Origin of the sequence: Limnobacter thiooxidans (assembly GCF_036323495.1) — a bacterium.
In the GTDB taxonomy this organism is placed as follows: Bacteria; Pseudomonadota; Gammaproteobacteria; order Burkholderiales; family Burkholderiaceae_B; genus Limnobacter; species Limnobacter thiooxidans.
In genome coordinates this window covers 1,205,384-1,226,359 of the sequence record NZ_AP028947.1, presented here as the reverse complement: position 1 = coordinate 1,226,359, position 20,976 = coordinate 1,205,384, and the positions used below count along the sequence as shown (strand labels likewise).

Annotated in this window: 14 protein-coding genes; 8 read left to right on the top strand and 6 right to left on the bottom strand. The window is 52.4% G+C overall.

All coding sequences use genetic code 11. The features are described from left to right. Positions 1–263: 263 nt before the first annotated feature. Positions 264–1,031: a 3-hydroxybutyrate dehydrogenase gene (locus RGQ30_RS05615; RefSeq protein ID WP_130556855.1), complete on the bottom strand. Its 768-nt coding sequence runs from the start codon at positions 1,029–1,031 to the stop codon at positions 264–266. An 84-nt stretch (positions 1,032–1,115) separates the two neighbouring features. Here RGQ30_RS05615 and RGQ30_RS05610 point away from each other — a divergent pair, with 84 nt between their 5' ends. Then, positions 1,116–1,976, top strand: coding sequence for an alpha/beta fold hydrolase (locus RGQ30_RS05610; RefSeq protein ID WP_130556856.1), 861 nt, complete (start codon positions 1,116–1,118; stop codon positions 1,974–1,976). A gap of 30 nt (positions 1,977–2,006) precedes the next feature. After that, entirely contained in the window at positions 2,007–4,301 is a 2,295-nt protein-coding gene (locus RGQ30_RS05605; RefSeq protein ID WP_130556857.1) for a RelA/SpoT family protein, read from the top strand. Positions 4,302–4,360: 59 nt separating this feature from the next. Here RGQ30_RS05605 and RGQ30_RS05600 read toward each other — a convergent pair whose 3' ends face one another. Together RGQ30_RS05600 and ppk1 are read right to left on the bottom strand one after the other, a co-directional pair. Further along, entirely contained in the window at positions 4,361–5,230 is an 870-nt protein-coding gene (locus tag RGQ30_RS05600) for a hypothetical protein (protein WP_130556858.1), read from the bottom strand. 77 nt (positions 5,231–5,307) lie between these two features. Then, complete coding sequence (gene ppk1, locus RGQ30_RS05595) at positions 5,308–7,446, bottom strand: polyphosphate kinase 1 (protein ID WP_130556859.1); 2,139 nt, start codon at positions 7,444–7,446, stop codon at positions 5,308–5,310. A 144-nt stretch (positions 7,447–7,590) separates the two neighbouring features. Here ppk1 and ppx point away from each other — a divergent pair, with 144 nt between their 5' ends. After that, on the top strand, positions 7,591–9,093 hold the full coding sequence (ppx, locus tag RGQ30_RS05590) for an exopolyphosphatase (RefSeq protein WP_130556860.1): 1,503 nt from the start codon (positions 7,591–7,593) through the stop codon (positions 9,091–9,093). A gap of 584 nt (positions 9,094–9,677) precedes the next feature. Here the strand turns inward: ppx and RGQ30_RS05585 are convergent. Continuing rightward, positions 9,678–10,466 (bottom strand): GNAT family N-acetyltransferase, encoded by a 789-nt coding sequence (locus RGQ30_RS05585; RefSeq protein ID WP_130556862.1) that lies wholly within the window; start codon positions 10,464–10,466, stop codon positions 9,678–9,680. Between the two features lie 266 nt (positions 10,467–10,732). Here RGQ30_RS05585 and RGQ30_RS05580 point away from each other — a divergent pair, with 266 nt between their 5' ends. Beyond that, positions 10,733–10,942, top strand: coding sequence for a cold-shock protein (locus RGQ30_RS05580; protein WP_008251850.1), 210 nt, complete (start codon positions 10,733–10,735; stop codon positions 10,940–10,942). A gap of 59 nt (positions 10,943–11,001) precedes the next feature. Here RGQ30_RS05580 and RGQ30_RS05575 read toward each other — a convergent pair whose 3' ends face one another. Then, positions 11,002–12,126 carry a hypothetical protein gene (locus tag RGQ30_RS05575; protein ID WP_130556863.1) on the bottom strand — a complete coding sequence of 375 codons (1,125 nt, stop codon included), beginning with the start codon at positions 12,124–12,126 and terminating at the stop codon, positions 11,002–11,004. Between the two features lie 234 nt (positions 12,127–12,360). On the opposite strand from RGQ30_RS05575, the gene RGQ30_RS05570 reads away from it, so the two are divergent. The 4 genes from RGQ30_RS05570 (at position 12,361) to RGQ30_RS05555 (ending at position 19,178) form a co-directional block, all read left to right on the top strand. Beyond that, positions 12,361–12,846 carry a hypothetical protein gene (locus tag RGQ30_RS05570; RefSeq protein WP_130556864.1) on the top strand — a complete coding sequence of 162 codons (486 nt, stop codon included), beginning with the start codon at positions 12,361–12,363 and terminating at the stop codon, positions 12,844–12,846. 198 nt (positions 12,847–13,044) lie between these two features. Next, entirely contained in the window at positions 13,045–13,947 is a 903-nt protein-coding gene (locus RGQ30_RS05565; protein WP_130556865.1) for a LysR family transcriptional regulator, read from the top strand. Between the two features lie 133 nt (positions 13,948–14,080). Continuing rightward, complete coding sequence (locus RGQ30_RS05560; protein WP_130556866.1) at positions 14,081–17,365, top strand: PAS domain S-box protein; 3,285 nt, start codon at positions 14,081–14,083, stop codon at positions 17,363–17,365. 127 nt (positions 17,366–17,492) lie between these two features. After that, positions 17,493–19,178: a cation:proton antiporter domain-containing protein gene (locus tag RGQ30_RS05555; RefSeq protein WP_130556867.1), complete on the top strand. Its 1,686-nt coding sequence runs from the start codon at positions 17,493–17,495 to the stop codon at positions 19,176–19,178. A gap of 206 nt (positions 19,179–19,384) precedes the next feature. On the opposite strand, the gene aceA is transcribed toward RGQ30_RS05555, so the two are convergent. Next, positions 19,385–20,701: an isocitrate lyase gene (aceA, locus tag RGQ30_RS05550; protein ID WP_298217697.1), complete on the bottom strand. Its 1,317-nt coding sequence runs from the start codon at positions 20,699–20,701 to the stop codon at positions 19,385–19,387. Positions 20,702–20,976: the final 275 nt, after the last annotated feature.

Sequence of the window (20,976 nt, the reverse complement as noted above, 5' to 3'; positions counted from 1 at the left end):
GGGTGTGCATGGACGAACCGTGGTGGTTGACTGCACACCAGCGCGGTGGACCTAGATCTGGATCTGACTCCAAATGGTGGCAAATGCGCAGTGCACGACGCGAGTCGATACACCTGCTGAGTTGGTGCGCCATTGCGTGGCTTAAATACCTCCTACGCGCCCGAACAGGCTTCTTCAAGGCCTCCCCAGCAGTGCGGAATGGGTAAGCCACGCTGGGTAGGCTAAACAAGAAGCAAACACACTGCGCGTAACGAGCAAGCCGCTTATTGCGCCACCCAACCACCATCCATGTTCCACGCCACACCACGCACTTCATTTGCATCTTCCGAGCAAAGGAACACCACCAAACCTCCCAACTGTTCAGGCGTCACAAATTCCTGGGAAGGTTGCTTTTCACTCAACAAATTGATCTTGGCTTCTTCAATCGTGATGCCCTCTTTGTGCGCGCGTGCATCAACCTGTGCCTGCACTAGCGGGGTCAGTACCCAACCCGGGCATACAGCATTGCAAGTCACACCCGTTTTGGCATTTTCCAAAGCCACCACTTTGGTGAAACCCACCACACCGTGCTTGGCAGCCACATAGGCGGATTTGTTGGCTGACGCCACCAAGCCATGCGCGGAAGCAATGTTCACAATGCGCCCCCAGTTTCGGGATTGCATGTTGGGCAGCACCAGGCGCGTGGTGTGAAATGCGGCACTCAGGTTGATTGCAATCACAGCATCCCACCTGGCGGGGTCAAAACTCTCTACCGGCGAAACATGTTGAATGCCGGCGTTGTTCACCAACACATCCACGCGGCCAAACAATTCTTCGGTACTTCTTACAAGGTCTTCAATTTCTGCAGGTTTGCTCAGGTCTGCGCCGTGATAACCCACACGAACACCCAGAGACGAAATACTTTCCTTGGCCGCCTCAATTTGCTCCGGTGTACCAAAACCGTTGAGCATGACATTCATGCCCTTGGCGGCCAGACGTTGGGCAATCCCCAAGCCAATCCCACTGGTCGAACCGGTGACCAATGCATTCATGCTCTTAAAATCCACAGATGAACCTCTTTCAATGAATAAACTCTGAAATACTGAAAGCAACAATTAAACGGAGGGTATTGAACAATGCTGACAGCGCGCTTGCACAAGGTCCAATGGTTAAGCCCACAAGGTCTACATCAACTAGCCTACCGCGAATGGGGAGACCCCGACAACCCACATGTGTTGTTGTGCGTACATGGTCTGACCCGCAGCAGTGCCGATTTCGACGCTATGGCCCAAGACCTTGGAAAGGATTTGCGAGTGGTGGCCGCAGACATGCCGGGGCGCGGTGCATCCGACTGGCTGCCCGACCCGGCCCTGTATGCGGTATCCACCTATGTCAGCGCCTGCGTGGCACTGGTCGCCCGTTTGAACCCTGAAGTGCTGGACTGGTTTGGCACCTCCATGGGTGGCTTGATTGGCATGGGTTACGCCTGCTTGCCCAACAACCCGATTCGAAAACTGATCTTGAACGATGTCGGTCCCACCCTGAACTTCAATGCATTGCAACGCATCGGCGAATACGTCGGAAAACCGGTTCAATTTCAAACCCTTGACGAAGCACGCAATTACATACGCACCATTTCTCAACCCTTTGGGCCCCACACCGAAAGTCAATGGAGTGCGCTGACCGATTCAGTGCTGGTTCAAAAAGACCAGTACTGGATACCCCACTACGACCCCGCCATTGGGCAGGCATTCCAGAATCTGTCAGAATCCACCACCTTGATGCATGAAGCAGCCTTGTGGGCAGCCTATGATGCAATCAAGGCTGACACGCTGGTGGTTCGCGGGGAACATTCCGATTTGTTGAACCACCTAACTGTTGAAAACATGCGTCAACGCGGTCCCAAAGCACGCGTTGTGGAAGTGCAAGGCGTAGGACATGCGCCCACTTTTGTGCAGAACGAGCAAATTCATCTTGTTCGTGATTTTTTGCTTTAAACTGGCTTTAACAAAGTTACCCAAGCACACATGGTTTCAGTTTCATCAACATTGGGTTCTGAGAACACAGGCAGTGGCTCGGCGCCAGCGTTGGTGCTGCTCAACAAGTTTGACGCGGCCCGCGTTGAAGAGGCCCTGAACTACGCCCGCATTCACGGCGCAGATCGCATTCTGGACACCCAGGAATCGGCCATTCAGCACATGCTGGCTGTTGCTGACCTGCTGGCGGAATTGCGTGCCGACGCCAACACCCGAATTGCTGGTGCCTTGGGCCCCTTGGTGTTTTTTGACAAGCACCTTGAAAGTCAAATGGAAAAAAAGTTTGGCGACGAAGTGGGCCGCATGCTTGCCAGCTTGCGCAAGCTGTTCAAGATGCGATCCATGGTGGGGCCCAGCGCCACGCGCACCACCATTGAAACATTGCGCTGGGCGGATCAGATTGAAACCCTGCGCAAAATGCTGTTGGCCATGTCAACAGACATTCGCGTCATCATGATCCGTTTGTGCTCGCGACTTCAAACACTTCGGCATTTCACGAGCCACCAGGACATCAAAAACGAAAAAGGCCCGCTTTGGCCCTATGCAGTGTCGCATGCACAGGAAACACTGGATCTGTACGCGCCGCTGGCCAATCGTTTGGGCTTGTGGCAACTGAAATGGGAACTTGAGGATTTGTCGTTCCGCATTTTGCAGCCCAACACGTACAAGAACGTGGCCAAAATGTTGGATGAAAAACGCATTGAGCGTGAGGCGTTTATTGAATCCGCCATGGCCAGCATCAAGGAAAACCTGTTGCTTGCCGGCATTCACTGCGAAATCAGCGGGCGCCCCAAACACATTTACAGCATCTGGAACAAGATGCGCGGCAAGGGCTTGAGCTTTGACAAGTTGTATGACGTCCGCGCCTGCCGCGTCATCGTAGACTCGGTCGATGACTGCTACACCGCCTTGGGCATTGTTCACAATTTGTGGACCCCCATTCCCGATGAGTTTGATGACTACATCAGCAAGCCCAAACCCAACGGATATCAAAGCCTGCACACCGTGGTGCAGGACAGCACAGGCAAAACGCTGGAAGTACAAATTCGAACCGAAGGCATGCACCAGTTTGCCGAGTACGGTGTCGCTGCGCATTGGCGCTACAAGGAATCAGGCAAAGACGGCTATTCCGGTGAAAGCCGCGCCGAAGGCGAGTTTGAAGAACGCATTGCCTTGCTGCGCCAATTGTTGGCTTGGCAAAAAGACGTGACCGACACCATGGGCGAGGCCAGCGACTGGGCCCAGGAAATGAAAACCAGCGCCCTGAATGACCGGGTGTACGTGTTCACGCCCCAGGCCAAAGTGGTTGAACTTCCTACTGGAAGCACACCACTTGATTTTGCTTACCACGTACACACCGAGCTTGGTCACCGTTGTCGTGGCGCCAAAGTGAACGGGCAAATGGTTCAGTTGAATACCGCGCTGGACAACGGCCAAACCGTTGAAATTGTCAGTGCACGAGGCGACGCTGCAACCGGACCATCGCGTGACTGGTTGAACCCCACGCAGAAGTACCTCATCAGCCACAGGGCTCGCCAAAAGGTCAAGCAGTGGTTTGCACAACAGGAACGCAAGGAAACGCTGGAGCGGGGCCGCGCAATCGTCGAACGCGAATTGCAACGCATAGGTCAAACCGCGCAAAATCTTGAATTACTGGCTCAAAAACTGGGGTATGAAAAACCCGACGACCTTTACGTGGCACTGGCCCGTGAAGAAATACGCCCACGTGTAATTGAGAATGCGCTGCGCAGTGAACAGCAGCCCGGCGGCCCCCTGTCCGAAGAAGAACAGATTGAAATTCTCAACAAGCGCAGGCCTGGCTCGTTGGGTAACACGGCAGGAAAAGAATCAGGTGTGCTCGTAGTTGGCGTCAGTACGCTGATGACCAACCTCGCACGCTGCTGCCGCCCTGCCCCACCCGATCCAATTATCGGATTTGTCACCCGAGGCAAAGGCGTGTCTATTCACCGTCTGGGTTGTTCAAACCTGGCTGAAGTCATGCGCCGCCAGCCTGAAAGACTGATTGAAACCACTTGGGGAGAATCGTCAGGCCTTCATTACCCTGTGGACATTTCAGTGGCAGCCAATGACAGGCAGGGCCTGCTGCGCGACATCACCGAAGTGTTTTCAAAAGACAAAATCAATGTCATCGGTGTGCAAACCGAAACCCAGCGCGGCGTGGCCAAAATGCAATTCACCGCAGAGGTCAGCAGCGGCGAGCAGTTGCGCGCCGCACTGTCGCACCTACTGGAAATCAACGGCGTGTTTGAAGTCCGCAGGCGATAACCCCCCGATTCATTCAATCACTAATTGTTACGGACGCTCTTCATGGGGAGTCTCCGAACTCAAGGTTTTGGGTGATGGCTCACCGTGGTGTTGGTCACTGTGGTCACCGTGGTAACCGTGGTGGAATTCGACAATGTTTTAACCTGTTGTGTGCTGGTCGAGTTGGGGATTTTAGGCAACGTTATTGATGCGACTGGATGAACGGTTGCTGTTTCGTTTGAAGATTGAACCGCCGCTGCGGGCACAAGCGCCTGACTGGTATTGGAAGCAGCTGGCCCAGCCCCAGTGGCGGTGTTATTGGCGGCAGCTTTTGCTTCATTGGCCTGAACTACAGCCAGTGTCGGAAAGTGCTTGCAGCAATCATCGGCCTCTTCGCGGCTGTCACGAATACGACTTCTGATGGTGGCATAAACACCACCACAGATGGTGGTGGGCAGCAAAGCCACCCCTGCCAGGGAAATAGAAATAGCCGACATCACTGCGCCAGGCCCTGTGCATCCAATCAACGACGCCAGGCTGACCCCCGTCAATGCCCCGGACAAGCTTCCGCTGCCGGTGTAACACCGTTTCAGCAGAGCGAGCGGTTTGCTGTCCTTTATCTTATCGATCGCGGTATTTTCTTCGACCAGGCAATCTTCATAACTCATGCCTTTGGCATAGTGATCAATGATGCCGGACTCGCACAGCGTTTTGTAGCCATACGGTGAGTGGTAATCGCCACCGTTTCCATCCTGATTCAAATTTCGGGCGTGGGAAAAACTGTCCATCGGTCGGGCTTGCGCACCGCCGCTCAAAGCCAAGGCCAAGACACCGGCTGTTTTCAAAATTTGACCAAGGCTCGCGGAATGACGAGACGAACCCTGACGGGATGAAGCGCTTGAATCGGTGTTGCTAACAGACTGCACGCCAACATTTGAAATGGTTGTCATCGAGGTTTCCTTAAACAGTATCAAAAGGAAACCTCAGTTGCGCTCAATCAATACACAGTTCCCACTGTTTCACCGATTCAGGGAAGACTGGTTGAAGTGGGTTCGTTCTGTCCGCTGAAGTTGGTAGACAAAGAACTCAACAGGTAAACCTGCGAATTCACCCGGCGTGCGCCGGTCGGCTTTTTACGGGTGTAGTTTCCTTGCGCATCCATCACCCAAGCCAGAATGTTGTCCGCCAGCAAGGCTTTCAAACCCTCGTCAATCACACGCTTTTTCAGCTTTTTATCGGTGATGGGAACGGCCAGTTCAACACGGCGGAAGAAGTTTCGGTCCATCCAGTCGGCGCTGGAAATGAACACCTCTTCTTCACCATCGTTGCTGAAATAAAATACCCGGCTGTGTTCCAGCAAACGCCCCACCACTGACCGCACAGTGATGTTGTCGCTCAGGCCTGCCACACCAGGGCGCAAGGCACACACGCCTCGAACAATCAGGTCAATTTTCACACCCGCTTGCGAAGCGGCATAAAGCTCATTGATCAAATGCGGTTCAAGCAAGGCGTTCATGCGCGCCATGATGCGGCACTTCTTGCCAGCCCTGGCCAGCTCCGCTTCCTTGCGAACCGACTGCACCACGTTGCTGTGAAGATTGAACGGTGAATTCCAGATCTTGTTCAACTTGCGTGCACGACCAAGGCCGGTAAGGTGATTGAAAACCTCGTGCACATCCTGCCCCAGCGCTTCATCACAGGAGAACAAACCAAAGTCGGTGTACAAACGCGCGGTTTTCGGGTGGTAGTTGCCTGTACCTAGGTGCACATAACGGCGAAGCACCACCTTGCCTGTTTCCGTTTTCTCCCGGCGAACAACCATCAGCATTTTTGCGTGGGTTTTCTGCCCCACTACACCGTACACCACGTGGGCCCCAACACGTTCCAGCTTCGAAGCCCAGTTGATGTTGGCCTCTTCGTCAAACCGCGCCATCAACTCAAGCACCACGGTCACTTCCTTGCCGCTGCGTGCTGCTGCAAGCAGGCTTTCCATCAGCACCGATTCAGTACCTGTGCGGTAAATGGTTTGCTTGATGGCTACCACCTCCGGATCAGTTGCCGCCCGTTTGATGAACTCAAGCACCGGGCTGAAACTTTGGTAAGGGTGATGCAACAGCACATCGCCTTTTTGAATGGCCTTGAAGATGTCGGACTGTTTGGCCAATGCGTCTGGCAGGCCCGGCGTAAACGGCGTGAACTTCAGGTCCGGGCGGTCGACCCAATCCGGCAATTGCATCAAACGCACCAGGTTGACTGGGCCGTTTACGCGGTACAGCGCCTGCTCGGGCAAGCCGAATTCCTTAAGCAAACGCGCTGTCATGTCAGGCGACGTTTGGTCAGACACCTCCAGGCGAACTGCATCACCGAAATGCCGTTGCGACAATTCACCTTGCAAAGCCACACGCAAGTTGGTGATTTCCTCCTCATCCACATACAGGTCGCTGTTGCGTGTGACCCGGAACTGGTACACACCATGCACTTCCATGCCGGGAAACAACTCGGGAATGAAGGCTTGCAGAATAGAGGTCAACATGACGAAGCCATGTTCATAGCCCGACAGGTTGGATGGCATCCGGATCAGGCGTGGCAATGCGCGTGGGGCCTGCACAATGGCCACATTGGATGCTCGACCAAACGCATCGTGACCAGTCAACTCCACTGCGAAGTTCAGTGACTTGTTCAACACGCGGGGGAACGGATGTGCGGGGTCCAGGCCAATCGGTGTCAGCACAGGCAGCACTTCATTGCGGAAGTACTGCCGCGCCCAATGCGCCTGCTCTTCATTCCAGGTGGCCAGGGTCATTAGTGCAATGCCCTGCTCCCGCATGGCAGGCAATACGGAATCATTGAAAAGGCGATACTGAAGTTCCACAATTTCCTGGGATACAGCTGAAACCCGGTGGAGAGTTTCAAGTGCACTCAATCCGTCCTTGTCCCTGAAATCGGGATTTTGACGAATTTGCTCCTGCAGACCCGACACACGAATTTCGAAAAACTCATCCATGTTGCTGGACACAATACACAGGTATTTAAGCCGTTCCAGCAAAGGTACGCTTTCATCCTCGGCCATGGCCAGCACGCGGCGGTTAAAAGCCAATACGCCCAGTTCCCTGTTCAGGTACAGGTCTTTGTTGGGTGCAACGTCGAGGACAGCGGCAACTTTCAAGGAAAACTCCAAGTTTGGATTAGATACCGTGGATGGTATTTCAAAATTGTGACAAACATTTGAAAGTGTTCAAATGGATACAAACAAAGCCAGGGGGTCTCATTTGTGGCATCCTAGCGCCTGACCTGAAACACAGCACACACAATGTCCAAGCCTCGCCAGTTAATTGCAGCCGTCGACATGGGTTCCAGCAGTTTTCGCATGATTGTTGCCCGCGTTGAAGAGCTGAACAAGCAATCCCAAATTTACATCATCGATTCCTTGAGGGAACCCGTCCGATTGGGGGCTGGCCTGAATGAGCACAAGCAGCTGGATGAAGCCAGCCAAGAACGCGCACTGAATGCCCTCAGCCGCTTTGGGGAACGCCTGCGCTCCTTCAAGCCGAGCGAAGTAAGGGCAGTAGCCACCAACGCAGTGCGGGTGGCCCGCAACGCCTCTGAATTCATTGCCAAAGCAGAAGAAGCCCTCGGATTTCCGATCGACGTCATTTCCGGCGTTGAAGAAGCTCGCCTGGTGTACTGCGGTGTGGCACACCAATTGCCCATTGGCCAGGGCAAACGCCTGGTCGTGGACATCGGTGGTGGCTCCACCGAATTCATCATTGGCGATGACTACGAACCCGATGTGATGGAAAGCCTATACATCGGTTGTGTGAGCACGGCGCAACAGTATTTCGCAGATGGCAGTATCCAACCCAAGGCGATGAAAAATGCCGTGATGGCAGCCCGCAAGGAAGTGGCGGTGCTGCGTCGCCAAATGATTGACAAGGGTTGGACCCATGCCATTGGTTCATCGGGTACAGCCCGTGCCTTGGCAGAAATCTGCGTGGCCAACGGATTCACCGAACATGGCATTTCGGCGGAAGGATTGCGGCTGATCCGAGAACACGTCACCGCGGCGGGTCATTTGGACCAAGTAACGCTGGAAGGCCTGAAGCCAGACCGCCTGCCCATGATGCCCGGAGGGCTGGCTGTGATGAGCGCCGTGTTCGAGGAACTGGAACTGGAACACATGGATGTGACCGACGGCGCATTGCGCCAAGGTTTGCTTTACGACATGCTGGGCCGGCAACACAATGACGACATGCGGGAAATTACCGTTGCGCAATTTTTGCATCGTTACAAAATTGATACGCAACACGCCGAGAAAGTCAAAGTTCTTGCAGAAATGCTGTTCAGTCAACTGCTGAAACAGCAACCTTTGTTGAAAAGACAGTTGCCCATGTTGAGGTGGGCTGCCATGTTGCATGAAATTGGCCTTTCCATCGGCCACAACGGGCACCACAAGCACGCCGCGTACATTCTAAGTAATGCAGACATGCCCGGCTTCTCGAAACGCGAGCAGTTGCTACTGTCTACTTGGGTGCTAGCCCACAACGGCAAGCTGGGCAAAGTCAGTGAAATTGCAAATACAGCGATTCAGTGGGCGGCACCCATGTGCTTGCGACTGGCGGCACTGTTCCTTCGTCGCCGCGAAGTTGAAGCCTTGCCAGAACTGAGGGTGAAACTGCAGGAGCAAGGGGTACAGCTTAGCGTGCCCAAAAATTGGTTGCTGGATCACCCGTTGACCCAATACAGCCTGGAAACCGAGTTTGAGCAATGGCAGCGTATTGGGTTGAATCTGGAGCTGGTCACGCGCAGGCAGTAATTGCGGTTACATGCGGTTTTTGCGCCCAACCGGCGCGAGCTCCAGTCAGATACTGTTTTTGCGCCCACCCGGCGCGAATTCCAGTCCCTCGCCAGAAAACCTGTAAGTCCCTTTTTGAAATCCACATTGACTCAACAGACTCGACAAAACGGATGGTCGAGTCTGTTGTCGGCTTTACGCCGAACGTTGCATGTGAATTCGAACGGGCAGGTTTTCTTGAATGGCGAAACGACTGGAACCTCGCTGCCGGGCGGGCTTGGAACTGGTAATGACTCATCGCACGCAAGTGAGCAGGCGATGAAGCTCACTAAGCCCCAGTAGGCTGCGCACTGAGGCGCTGCTGCTGGCCTTACTGCAGTGCACTTGCATGTTCGGCACATTCAGAAAAGCCGTCCCGTTGAACAAGGCTTCAAAGCTCGTGCGCAGCGCGACGCCGAAACCCGACCGTCTTTTTTGTCGGGTTTCGGTGAATGCAAAGCCGTCGTTCAAAAAGGGATCAGCGGCTTTTCGTGCCAAATCGGGCAAGGCACGCCGAGGAGGCAAAACCACGCACGTAGATGCCAAGACAGGTACAACCAACGGACTTAGATGAACCCGAAGTGCCTCGCATACCGCGGGCTCATGCGGTCAATAGAAAGCAGCATCATGAAATCAGCTGTATTGAAATCCGGATCCCAAGCTGGTTCGCCGCACACCACCGCACCCAGGCGCAAGTAGCCTTTCACCAAGGGAGGCGGTTCAATTTCCACATCACAGCGCAAGCGCTCAACCGGCAGGCGGTTTTTGGGGAAAACCTGACAACTGGCTTCAGCCAGATGGGGCTCAAGCTGTTTGAACAGGCTTGCAGCCTGATGGCCGCCGTCGCGAAGGCTCACGCTGGCACAGCCGATCAAGTGCTTGTAGCCGCCATGCTTCATGTACTGGGCAATACCGCTCCACAGCAGCATGATGGCCGCACCATTGCGGTATTCAGGGTGCACACAGGAACGCCCTACTTCCACGGTGCTTTTGCGCAAACGCTCAATGCGATTCATGAAAAACTCGGTTTCGGAATACCAGCATTTCAAACGTGCGGCGTTTTCTGGGGCAAGAATTCGGTACGTGCCGACCACCTCACCCGTTTGGCTGTTTCTGACCAACAAGTGATCGCAATACGCATCAAACACATCGTGATCAATGCCGTTGGTGCCCAAGTCCGCACCATATTCTTCAGAAAATATATTAAATCGCAGCTTCTGGGCCTCAAGTACTTCAGCAGCGGTTTTAGCCAAGCAAACCTCAAGTGACGGCCCCTGTGCGCGAGCGGGGCTGCTAAGGTACACCGCATTGCGCAAGGCGTCTTGTTTGCTGAGTTCGTGCTTGATTGCGTCCATAACCTGATCCGTTTTTCATTTCGATGACACGAAATCTACGGACTGGACGTGACAGATCTATAAAAGAAATATGAAGAAAAAGTGACTGAATCGAAAATGGTGCTTGACATAGCGTGGGAAAAGCCTAAACTGACTTCAGCAAAAAAAATTTGGCGCTACTTCAGGTCAGTTCAATTCAGGCAAACCGCTTAAGCAATAGTTCTGTTTCTCGAATTTCACCCAGTTTTTTAGCTATTTTGTTCAATTCAGAAATCCAGGATATTGCTATGTCTGATACCGTAACCGGTCAAGTTAAATTTTTCAACGAATCCAAAGGCTTTGGCTTCATTTCCCGTGAAAACGGTCCTGACGTGTTCGTACACTTCAGCGCCATTCAGGGCAACGGCTTCAAAACCTTGGCTGAAGGCCAGAAAGTGTCTTTCACTGTGACTCAAGGTCAGAAAGGCCCACAAGCTGAAAACGTAACAGCGCTGTAATTCACGCGTCTGTGAAAAAAAGCCGCCTTAGGGCGGCTTTTTTTATATCCTAAACGGTTTCATGACCATCCTTCCATGACTTGGCGCCTCTTATGAAGATTCTGGGTCGACCTTTCCACATTTCCTTTCCAACCCTCAATTTCCAAAGCAATTTTCGCAGCACCCATGAATATCAATGCCGGAACAGCCACCACCAACATTTGTGCTGCTGTACTGATAATGGATATTGGAATACTGACGGTGCCCACAGGAATGTGCAGAGGAAACTTGACGGCAGTATCAGCCTCTCGGCCATTGAAACCGATGCCGTCGCCCCTCGCAAGGCTCATAAACACCAAAACCTCCACAACTGCCCAAGTTGCACTTGATAAAAAACGCCCAATGCTGAAACTGGTGCATCGGGAATTGGGTATTTTCAGTGCCCCTTCAGTGATGCGACCGCTAAGCCACGCAATTGGGCGAGTTAACTGGTAGTTGAACGACAACAAAATGCTGTGATTAACCACCCTACAAAATTCTGCAGCTCGGGTGAGATATACGGTTACAGGGCCATATTGATGTGACTTGTCCAGAATGTTCTGGGCTGAACGATAGTACTTGTGAGCAAAGAGCGGGTTTTTTCGACGCGCCTCTTTCATTTCCAGATACTCCGGGCTTGCTTTCAAAGCCGCACGTTCGGCTATTTTATTAGCACCAATGAACTTCAGCAGTTTGCAGCCCAATCTTTTCTCAGGTGCTCCTTCGTGCAGCTTTTCGAAACCTCGTTCGATGGAGTTGCGAGTATCCCGAAAAATGGCGTCTTTGTTGCCATCGATTGCAGAGTGCTCAATCAGATTGGTCAATGCAACCAGATGATTTTCTCGCCGTAACAGCTCAGAGTTGCTGGTTTTGGGATCCAACAATTCCCCAGTGGTGCAACCTGTGGGGTCGACCTCAGTCAGGTACGAACCAATTGTTTTTTCCATGGCCTGTATGGCAACTGTGTGAGAGTCTGCTGCTTTTACATCAGACATCAATCGATGAAGCAGGATCGGGGTTTTATCCGACAGGCGATAGTCTTTGCCTACGCCGCGTTTCATGGCTTTCATCAACAATGTTTGGGCCGTGGGCTTGTTCTTTGCATCGTTCAAAATCAGGTAAAGCCTTTCAATGTGCTTGCTTTTGTTACCTTGAATGCTATCCACGAGCCTTTTATCTAACGGAGCTTTGGCCGCTGCAATCGCGCTGCAGCCAGCAAAAGCAAGAGAAAACAAGGAAGCCGCGGCGGCGATTGTACTGAACGATGCCGCCAAAAATGACGCATCTTTTTGAAGAGAAGCTGACGCCCAGGTACCCATTCTTCCCAAGGTTTCGCTAAGAAATTTACCCGTTAGTGTCACCGTAGTGAAAACCGCAAACAGTGAGCCGAAAATTCGCCAATGACCACGCTCGGTTTTGTCGTCAAACTTTGGATTGGACATTATTTTGATGCACTTTTGAGTCATGCCGGTGGGCGCAGCACCGAGCTCTGTAATGCCATTGGCATGGTGAGCCCAGCGAGAAAACCGCATGGCCCATTTACCATGTTTGGACAAGGTTCCGTTTTTGGAATCAGTGCGTACCGCCTTGTTAAACCGAATATTGTCTTGACGCCAAAAACGGTTTTTGACATGGTCGTTATTGGTCAAATCCAGTTCGACGGAGTCGTCCGGGCTGGATACATCTGCCCTGTATTGCTCGGACAATATTGCAGCCGTAACCCGTTGACTACCCTCAAAGGCACAACGTCGGTAGCGATCTACCGCAGTATTGCCATCAATAACAGTGCGAATCCGGTTCATTACCGTTTTTTTGGCTACAAAGCCTGGGGCAATTTGCTTGAAATTGGCCCTGCGTGTGATGTGCGCAGTCGTTCTGTTCAGTGAAAAAACATCTCCACCGCCACCGCTATTTTTTGGTGCAATTGATTGGCAATTGGCCATTACAACATCCTTCTGTCTTGTTTCAATGTGTCAAGCCAAAGGAGAAACAGGTCTATATTTTTTCTTAAATTGCCACGAAACTGTCACATTGACAAAAAACGTGGTTTCACCTAACTCTATAGAGGGATAGCACTACTCAAGATGGATCATTTCAAACAAATCACGACATTTGCTTCGGTAGCCAGCAAAGGAAGCCTGTCTTCAGCAGCCAGAGATGAAGGCGTGGCGCCTGCAGTCATTAGCCGCAGGCTTGACGCATTGGAAGCTCGCCTGGGGGTGAAATTGCTGCAGCGCAGCACTCGCTCGCTGAGCCTGACCCACGAAGGCGCCGCTTTCCTTGAAGACTGTCAACGGATCCTGAATGACCTGTCCAACGCTGAGGCCAGCGTCAGCCTGGGTGGAATCAAAGCCAGCGGACACTTGCGTATTTCGGCACCAGGTGGGTTTGGTCGGCAACATGTGGCGCCCCTTGTGCATGAATTTGTACGTGAACATCCGGAGGTGACGGTGTCGCTTGATCTGTCCGATCGCGTGGTGGATCTGCTCAATGAAAACATGGACTGTGCCGTGCGCATCGGGGTTTTACCCGACTCCAGCCTGATCGGGGTGAAATTGGCCGAGAATCAACGGCTTGTGGTGGCCAGCCCGAATTACCTTCGACAACACGGGGTACCGAAGCACCCCCAGGACTTGAATGCCCACAACTGCCTTAATCTGGTCAGCTCGGGTGCACCCAGTGGCTGGCTGTTTACAATCGACGGCGCAGCCACGCCTATTCGTGTCAGCGGCAACTTGGCTTGCAACGATGGTTCATCCATTCTGGACTGGATTTTGAACGATGCCGGGCTGGCCTGGCGAAGTCGTTGGGAAGTGCAACAACATTTGAAAAGTGGTCGGCTTGTGTCCGTGCTGGATGATTTTGTGGCACCACCCAATGCAATCTTTGCCGTTTTCCCGGACAGGAAATACCTTCCCCTGCGGCTTCGCCTCTGGATTGACTTCCTCAAAACCCGCTACAGCGTTGAATCCTATTGGGATGCGTGAAACTTGATTCCAATAAGGTGGGGAAAGGCCCCCTTTATCCTTGAATACCCCCGAAATTTGGTAGGCCACAATGTTGATGGGTCGCTATGCCCGATGAACCAACAACTTTTACCTTTGCCGCAGGCTATTTCGTGTGACTATCCGCAAAAACCGCTACCAATGGACTTTAGCAAGCGCGCTGCTGTGCATGCTCGGCCTCGCGTTGCTTGCAATCGCACTAACAGACCTGCGTCGAATCGATCAGTCGGTCAAAGACAGTTCACAAACACAGCTACGCCTGTTGCACAACATACTCAATGATGAGCTGGTTGCAGTCATTCGATCTTTTGACGCGGCATCCATTCAGATGGCCGATCAGATTTCTTCCGGAAATCATCTTGAAATCAGCAAACGGCTTGAGCTGATCAATAGTGCCCTGCCAGGGATGAAAACAATACTGACCCGAGACATTTCAGGGCAGGTGCTTGCACAAACCAGCGCAGACCGCGAATTGATTGACACACAAGCTGTTTTCACCCCCAAGTCCACACACGACCACAACGCCAGACTCGTCTCCTTCTCCAAGCGGTTCACTTCGACTCAAGAGTTGGTCCTCGTGCTCAACTACCAAGTGAAAAGCAACAGCGGGGAAGTACTTGGCGTACTTCAAGGGCGTGTCGATCCAGTGTATGTGCAGGAAAAGTTCCGGCACCTGAAGTTGAATGAAAACATCAAAACCGGTCTGGCTTTTGAAGACGGTTCGATATTGATTATTGAGCCAAAGCTTGCGGAAGTACTGGATGTAAAGGTGACCCAATTCGGCAACCCCACCCAGAAAACTGATTCAGAGATATTCTCTGATCACTTTTTTGCCAGTGAAGTGCTGAGTGTTCCACCTGAAATGGACATCCAGATTCCACTTCACCTGGTGACCTGGGCAGACGCCAGTCCACTGCACGCGCAGTGGCAAGACGACACCGTGGGCATGTTGACGGCCTATCTCGCTTTTTGCGGACTGGCCTTGCTCTTGGTGAAAGCCAATGTGAATCACCAGGCAAGACAACTTGCAGCTAAACAGAAAGCGCTGGAAGAAAAGCAGTTCAACGATGAGCGTTTTCAGTTGGCTACGGAAAGTGCCGATATTGGCGTGTGGGAATACACGATCAAAGACCGGTTGCTTCGTTGGGACAAGGCCATGCGCACTATTTATGGCGTAGGCGACGAAAGCGAGTTGATCACCTTTCAAGAATGGCTTGGTCACGTGTTGCCTGAAGACGTGGACAAACTGAAAAATGTGCTGGCCGACGCAGAAAAAAACAAAAACGGGCTGGAATTCAACTTCAGTATCCGCAGGGTCAGCGATGGTCGCGTTCGGCACATTCAAGCGCGAGCCAAAACACACCGAGACGCCCAAGGAGCCCCCGACCGCGTGATTGGCGTGAATGTGGACGTCACCGTTCAACGAGAGTTTGAGAACGCACTGCGAGATGCTGAAGAGCGCTTCCGTACCTCATTTGAATGGGCGGCGATTGGCATGGCCATGCTGAACTGCAACGGGAAATTTTTGCAGGTCAACAGGGCGTTGTCGGATATTCTGGGCTACAGCGAATCTGAACTGCTTGGCTTCAGTTTCGACGCGATTACCCACCCACAGGACACCCGGCAACACACCCACCTGGTTCGCGATGTACTGAAAGGCAGGCGACACAACTACCAGCTGGAAAAGCGCTACATTCACAAGGATGGTCACGTGGTGTGGGCGTACCTGTCAGTTTCAGCGGTGCGAAATGACAAGAATCGGGTCATTTACTTCATATCCCAGATACAGGACATCACCGAACGCAAACGCAATGAGGCAACCCTGATTGAGCGGGAACATTTTCTGCGCACGCTCTCCGAATGTTTGCCAGGTTTGGTTTCCTATTGGAGCACGGACCTTCGCTGCCACTTTGCAAACAAAAATCACGAAAAATGGTCCAGTGTTCCAGCCGACAAAATGCGTGGTCAACACATGCGCAAGGTGCTGGGTGAAGAGTTGTTCCTGCACGACCATCACTATGTACTTGGAGTGCTAAAAGGGGAAAAACAGCGGTTCGAGCGCAGAAAGCCATTGCTGACCGGTGGCTATGCCGACATGCTGGTGCATTTGATTCCAGACGTGCTCTACGGAAAAGTCGAAGGGTTCTTCTCGATCTCAACCAACATTACCGACTTCAAGGCCCAGCAGCGAGAGCTGGAACGAATCAATCTGGTGCTGACCGACAGAACGGCTCAGGCCGAGGCGGCGAGCAAAGCCAAGGGTGCGTTTTTGGCCAACATGAGCCATGAAATTCGCACCCCAATGAATGCAATCATGGGCTTGCTCCAGCTTCTTGAAGACACAGATTTGCAGGCCAGGCAACGTGATTACCTGAGCAAGATCGGCTCAGCTGCCGATGTGCTGTTGAATGTACTGAATGACATTCTGGACATTTCCCGGGTTGAGGCCAACAAGCTGGAACTGAGCACCAGTCGATTCCTGCTGGACCACGTCTTGAGCAAGGCCACAGACCTTTTCGCCTACCGCGCAGAAGAAAAAGCGATTCAGCTTTACTGTACGAAAGACGCCAATTGCCCGGTCAGCCTGAAAGGTGACAGGCTGCGTTTGGCACAAATCCTGAACAATCTGTTGTCAAACGCCCTGAAATTCACTGACAAAGGACGTATTCACCTGCAGGTTCAAAGCGTGCAGCAAGGCAAGCAACTGCAGTTCAGTGTCAAGGACACAGGCATCGGCATGAGCAAGGAACAATGCGCCGAACTGTTCAAGCCATTCAGCCAGGTAGATGACAGTTCATCGCGCCGTTATGGTGGAGCCGGTCTGGGCTTGTCCATCTGCAAAAATCTGTTGGAACTGATGGGTGGCGCCATCTGGGTTGAAAGCACGGTCGGCGTGGGTACCACCTTCCACTTCACCGTGAATTGCATTGAACCCGACTTCCAGGTGCGACCCGAAGACCAACAAGCCCTGAAGCTGTTAAGTCAGCCAGCCTCCATTCAAAATGGACCAGAAACACCGCCCATGTTGAACCGGCATGTGCTGGTGGCAGATGACCACAAGCTGAACCGCATGGTGGCCTCGGAAATGTTGAAAAAATGGGGGGCACGCGTGACCTTGGCAGAGAACGGCAAGGAAGCAGTAACGGCCTGCCTGGCGGAAAAATTCGACATCGTGTTGATGGACCTTCAAATGCCTGAAATGGATGGTTATGAAGCTACAGCCCAGATTTTGAAGTTGCTAGGCAACGAAGCACCTCCCATTGTGGCAGTTACCGCTTCTGCCAGCGAACAGGACAGGCTGGAAATCCTGAATGCTGGCATGTGCGAGCACGTCATCAAGCCATTCAAGAAAGAAACGTTGATCCAGATCTTGCTGGATATCAAAGGGCATCCAGCCTGAAAACTCGGGCAATGCGAAGCCAGGATCAAGATTTAAAGAAACTTAACGGTTTGTTATTAGTCTATCGGGCGGGCACGGGCAATACGCACTTGCTATCATTAAAAACAACAAAAGGATCGCCCCCACTATGCCACATGACGTTTCCCTGATCGCCACACTTGCCTTTGGTTTTGGCTTGGCGCTGATTTTCGGTTTCATCGCTGAAAAGTTGAAAGCACCCGCCCTGCTCGGCTATCTGGTTGCCGGCTTCCTGATTGGCCCGGCCACCCCCGGCTTCGTAGCTGACCCGGCATTGACCAACCAGCTTGCTGAGGTGGGTGTCATGTTGCTGATGTTTGGCGTGGGTATGCACTTCTCATTGAAAGATCTGCTGGCCGTGAAGAAAATTGCGGTACCTGGTGCAATTGTGCAAATGGGGGCAGCTACCCTATTGGGTATGGGCGTGGCGCACTTCTGGGGCTGGCCAATGGGCCAGAGCCTTGTTTTTGGCTTGGCTTTGTCGGTGGCCAGTACGGTGGTGTTGCTCAAGGCGCTTGAAGCACGTGGCATGCTGACCAGTGCGAATGGACAAATTGCAGTGGGCTGGCTGGTTGTGGAAGACCTCGCCATGGTGCTGATTCTGGTGCTGCTGCCCCCACTGGCCGGTATTTTGAAAGGCGGAACGCTGGATCCGGAAACCAACCTGGTTTTTGACATCGGCCTGACCTTGGTGAAGGTTGCCCTGTTTGTAGGACTGATGCTGGTGGTGGGCAAACGGGTGATTCCCTGGATGCTTTGGCACATTGCCAAAACCGGTTCTCGTGAATTGTTTACCTTGTCAGTGATTGCACTGGCAATCAGCCTGGCCTTTGTGGCGGCAGGCCTATTTGATGTGTCGTTCGCCTTGGGCGCATTTTTCGCAGGCATGGTCATGCGGGAATCGGAATTGAGTCACCGCGCCGCTGAGGAATCCCTGCCGCTGCGTGACGCCTTTGCCGTGTTGTTCTTTGTGTCTGTGGGTATGCTGTTTCAGTTTGACGTGATTGTTGAACACCCACTGCGCGTGCTGGCGGTGGTGGCCATTATCGTGGTGGGCAAGTCACTGGCTGCCGGTGCACTGGTTCTATTGTTCAAATACCCGTTGAAAAGCGCCCTCATTATTGCGGCAAGCCTGGCGCAAATCGGCGAATTCTCGTTCATTCTGATCGGGCTTGGGCTTTACCTGGGGCTTGTCACACTTGAGGTTCAAAGCCTTGTCGTCTCAGGGGCAATTCTGTCGATTGCCCTGAACCCGGTTGTGTTTTCGATGGTACCCAAATTGAATGACCTGATGGTTTCGAAATTCCAATGGGTGCGCAATCTGAATGCAAGAAGCCACACCATGGAAGAGCTGCCGCAGCAAACTGACGGACGCTTTCTGGGCGGGCATGTGGTGCTGGTGGGGCACACCGAGTTGAGCAAACGGATTGCGCAGTCGTTGAAAAGCCGTGATGTCCCCCATGTCATTGTCGACACCAGTCGGGAAGTAGTGGCCAAGCTGCGCAAGAATGAGATTGCTGCTGTTTCAGGCGAATACGCGGACCCCGTTACGTTGGTGCAGGCGCACGTGAGCAATGCCGATTGCCTGGTCATTGCGACCGGGGACACGCCCGGGCTGACACAAATGATCGAAAACGCGAAAATGCTGAACCCGGCTATTCGCGTTTTTGTGCAGGCTTATTCAAAGGAAGAAAAACAATTGCTGAATGCAATTTCAGATGTGCGGGTGTATCGCTGGGAAGACACGCTGAGTGACGCCATGGTGCACGACATCCTGAAGAACAAATTGCATTGACGCGAGCCAAATAAAAAGCCCGGCAAGTTTCTTACCGGGCTTCAGCACTCGCTGTTGGGCCTTTTGTAAAGGCCCAGCAAGGGGAAAAATACTCTGATTTGGAATTATTGAGCTTGTCTCCTCTCCCCCTCCGTCGGTCAACCTATCCACCCCTCCTGGGGTGGGAGACTGCCAAGATTGCCGACAAATTCAGTTCAACCAACAGATCAGTGGAACTGCTCTTCTTCTGTAGAGCCTTTCAAGGCTGTTACTGAAGAGGCACCACCCTGGATCACAGTTGTTACGTCATCGAAGTAACCTGCGCCAACTTCCTGCTGATGTGATACGAAAGTATAACCCTGTTCGCGTGCTGCGAACTCAGGTTCTTGTACCATATTTACATAATGCTTCATGCCTTCGCCTTGTGCGTAAGCATTTGCGAACTTGAATGTGTTGTACCAGTTGACGTGGATACCGGCCAATGTGATGAACTGGTACTTGTAGCCCAGCGCTGACAGGTCTTCCTGGAAAGAAGCGATCTGGCTGTCGTTCAGGTTTTTCTTCCAGTTGAAAGAAGGTGAGCAGTTGTAGCTCAACAGCTTGCCTGGGTTCTTTTCCAGAACGGCTTGCGCGAATTCACGGGCAAAACCGATGTCAGGGGTACCTGTTTCACACCATACCAAGTCAGCGTAAGGGGCGTAGGCGATACCACGGGAAATCGCTTGTTCCAGACCGTTCTTGACGCGGTAGAAGCCTTCAGGAGTGCGCTCGCCAGTCAGGAATGGCTGGTCGTTTGCATCGAAATCAGAAGTCAACAGGTTTGCAGCTTCAGCATCGGTACGGGCCAACACGATTGAAGGAACGCCCATTACGTCAGCGGCCAAACGTGCGGAAATCAGCTTTTGAATGGCTTCAGCAGTTGGAACCAGAACCTTGCCACCCATGTGACCACACTTCTTTACAGCGGCCAATTGGTCTTCGAAGTGAACACCAGCTGCACCAGCGGCGATCATGTTCTTCATCAATTCGTAGGCGTTCAGAACACCACCGAAACCGGCTTCACCGTCAGCAACGATAGGCAGGAAGTAGTCGATTGCGTCTTCGGACTTCATCTTGCCGTCGCAAATGTTCTTCCACTGAATTTCGTCAGCGCGCTGGAATGTGTTGTTGATACGACGAACCATTTTTGGCACTGAATCGTATGCGTACAGAGACTGGTCTGGGTACATTGTTTCGGAGCTGTTGCCGTCAGCAGCAACTTGCCAGCCTGACAGGTACACAGCTTCCAAGCCGGCTTTGGCTTGCTGCATGGCTTGACCAGCAGTGATCGCGCCAAACGCGTTTACATAGCCTTTCTTGGCTGTACCGTTTACTTTTTCCCACAGCTTTTCCGCACCGCGCTTGGCCAGTGTGTACTCAGGCTGCAGTGAGCCGCGCAGACGTACTACGTCTTCGGCCTTGTAGCCGCGCTTTACCAGTTTCCAACGTGGGTTGGTTTCCCAGTCTTTGTTCAGTTCTTGAACCTGTTGGTCAAAAGTTTTCATGGTGATGTCCTCAAAGGCAATAGAGAAAAAGAAAACGGTTCGCTTGATGGTTATCTTGCCGTGCCAGCGTTTATTACCGCGGTATCACTAAGGCAAGTGGTATCGATCAGGTGATGACCGTATCTTACAGATCATTTCGCAGAGCAACAAGAGTTATATCTTATACAAGACTTTTTTTCGTATCGTTAATAATCAATAACTTAGGCTTATTTATTCACGATGCGAAATACATTTTCTCTAAATGAAAAAGAGGACATGCTCTAAACCATGCAAGT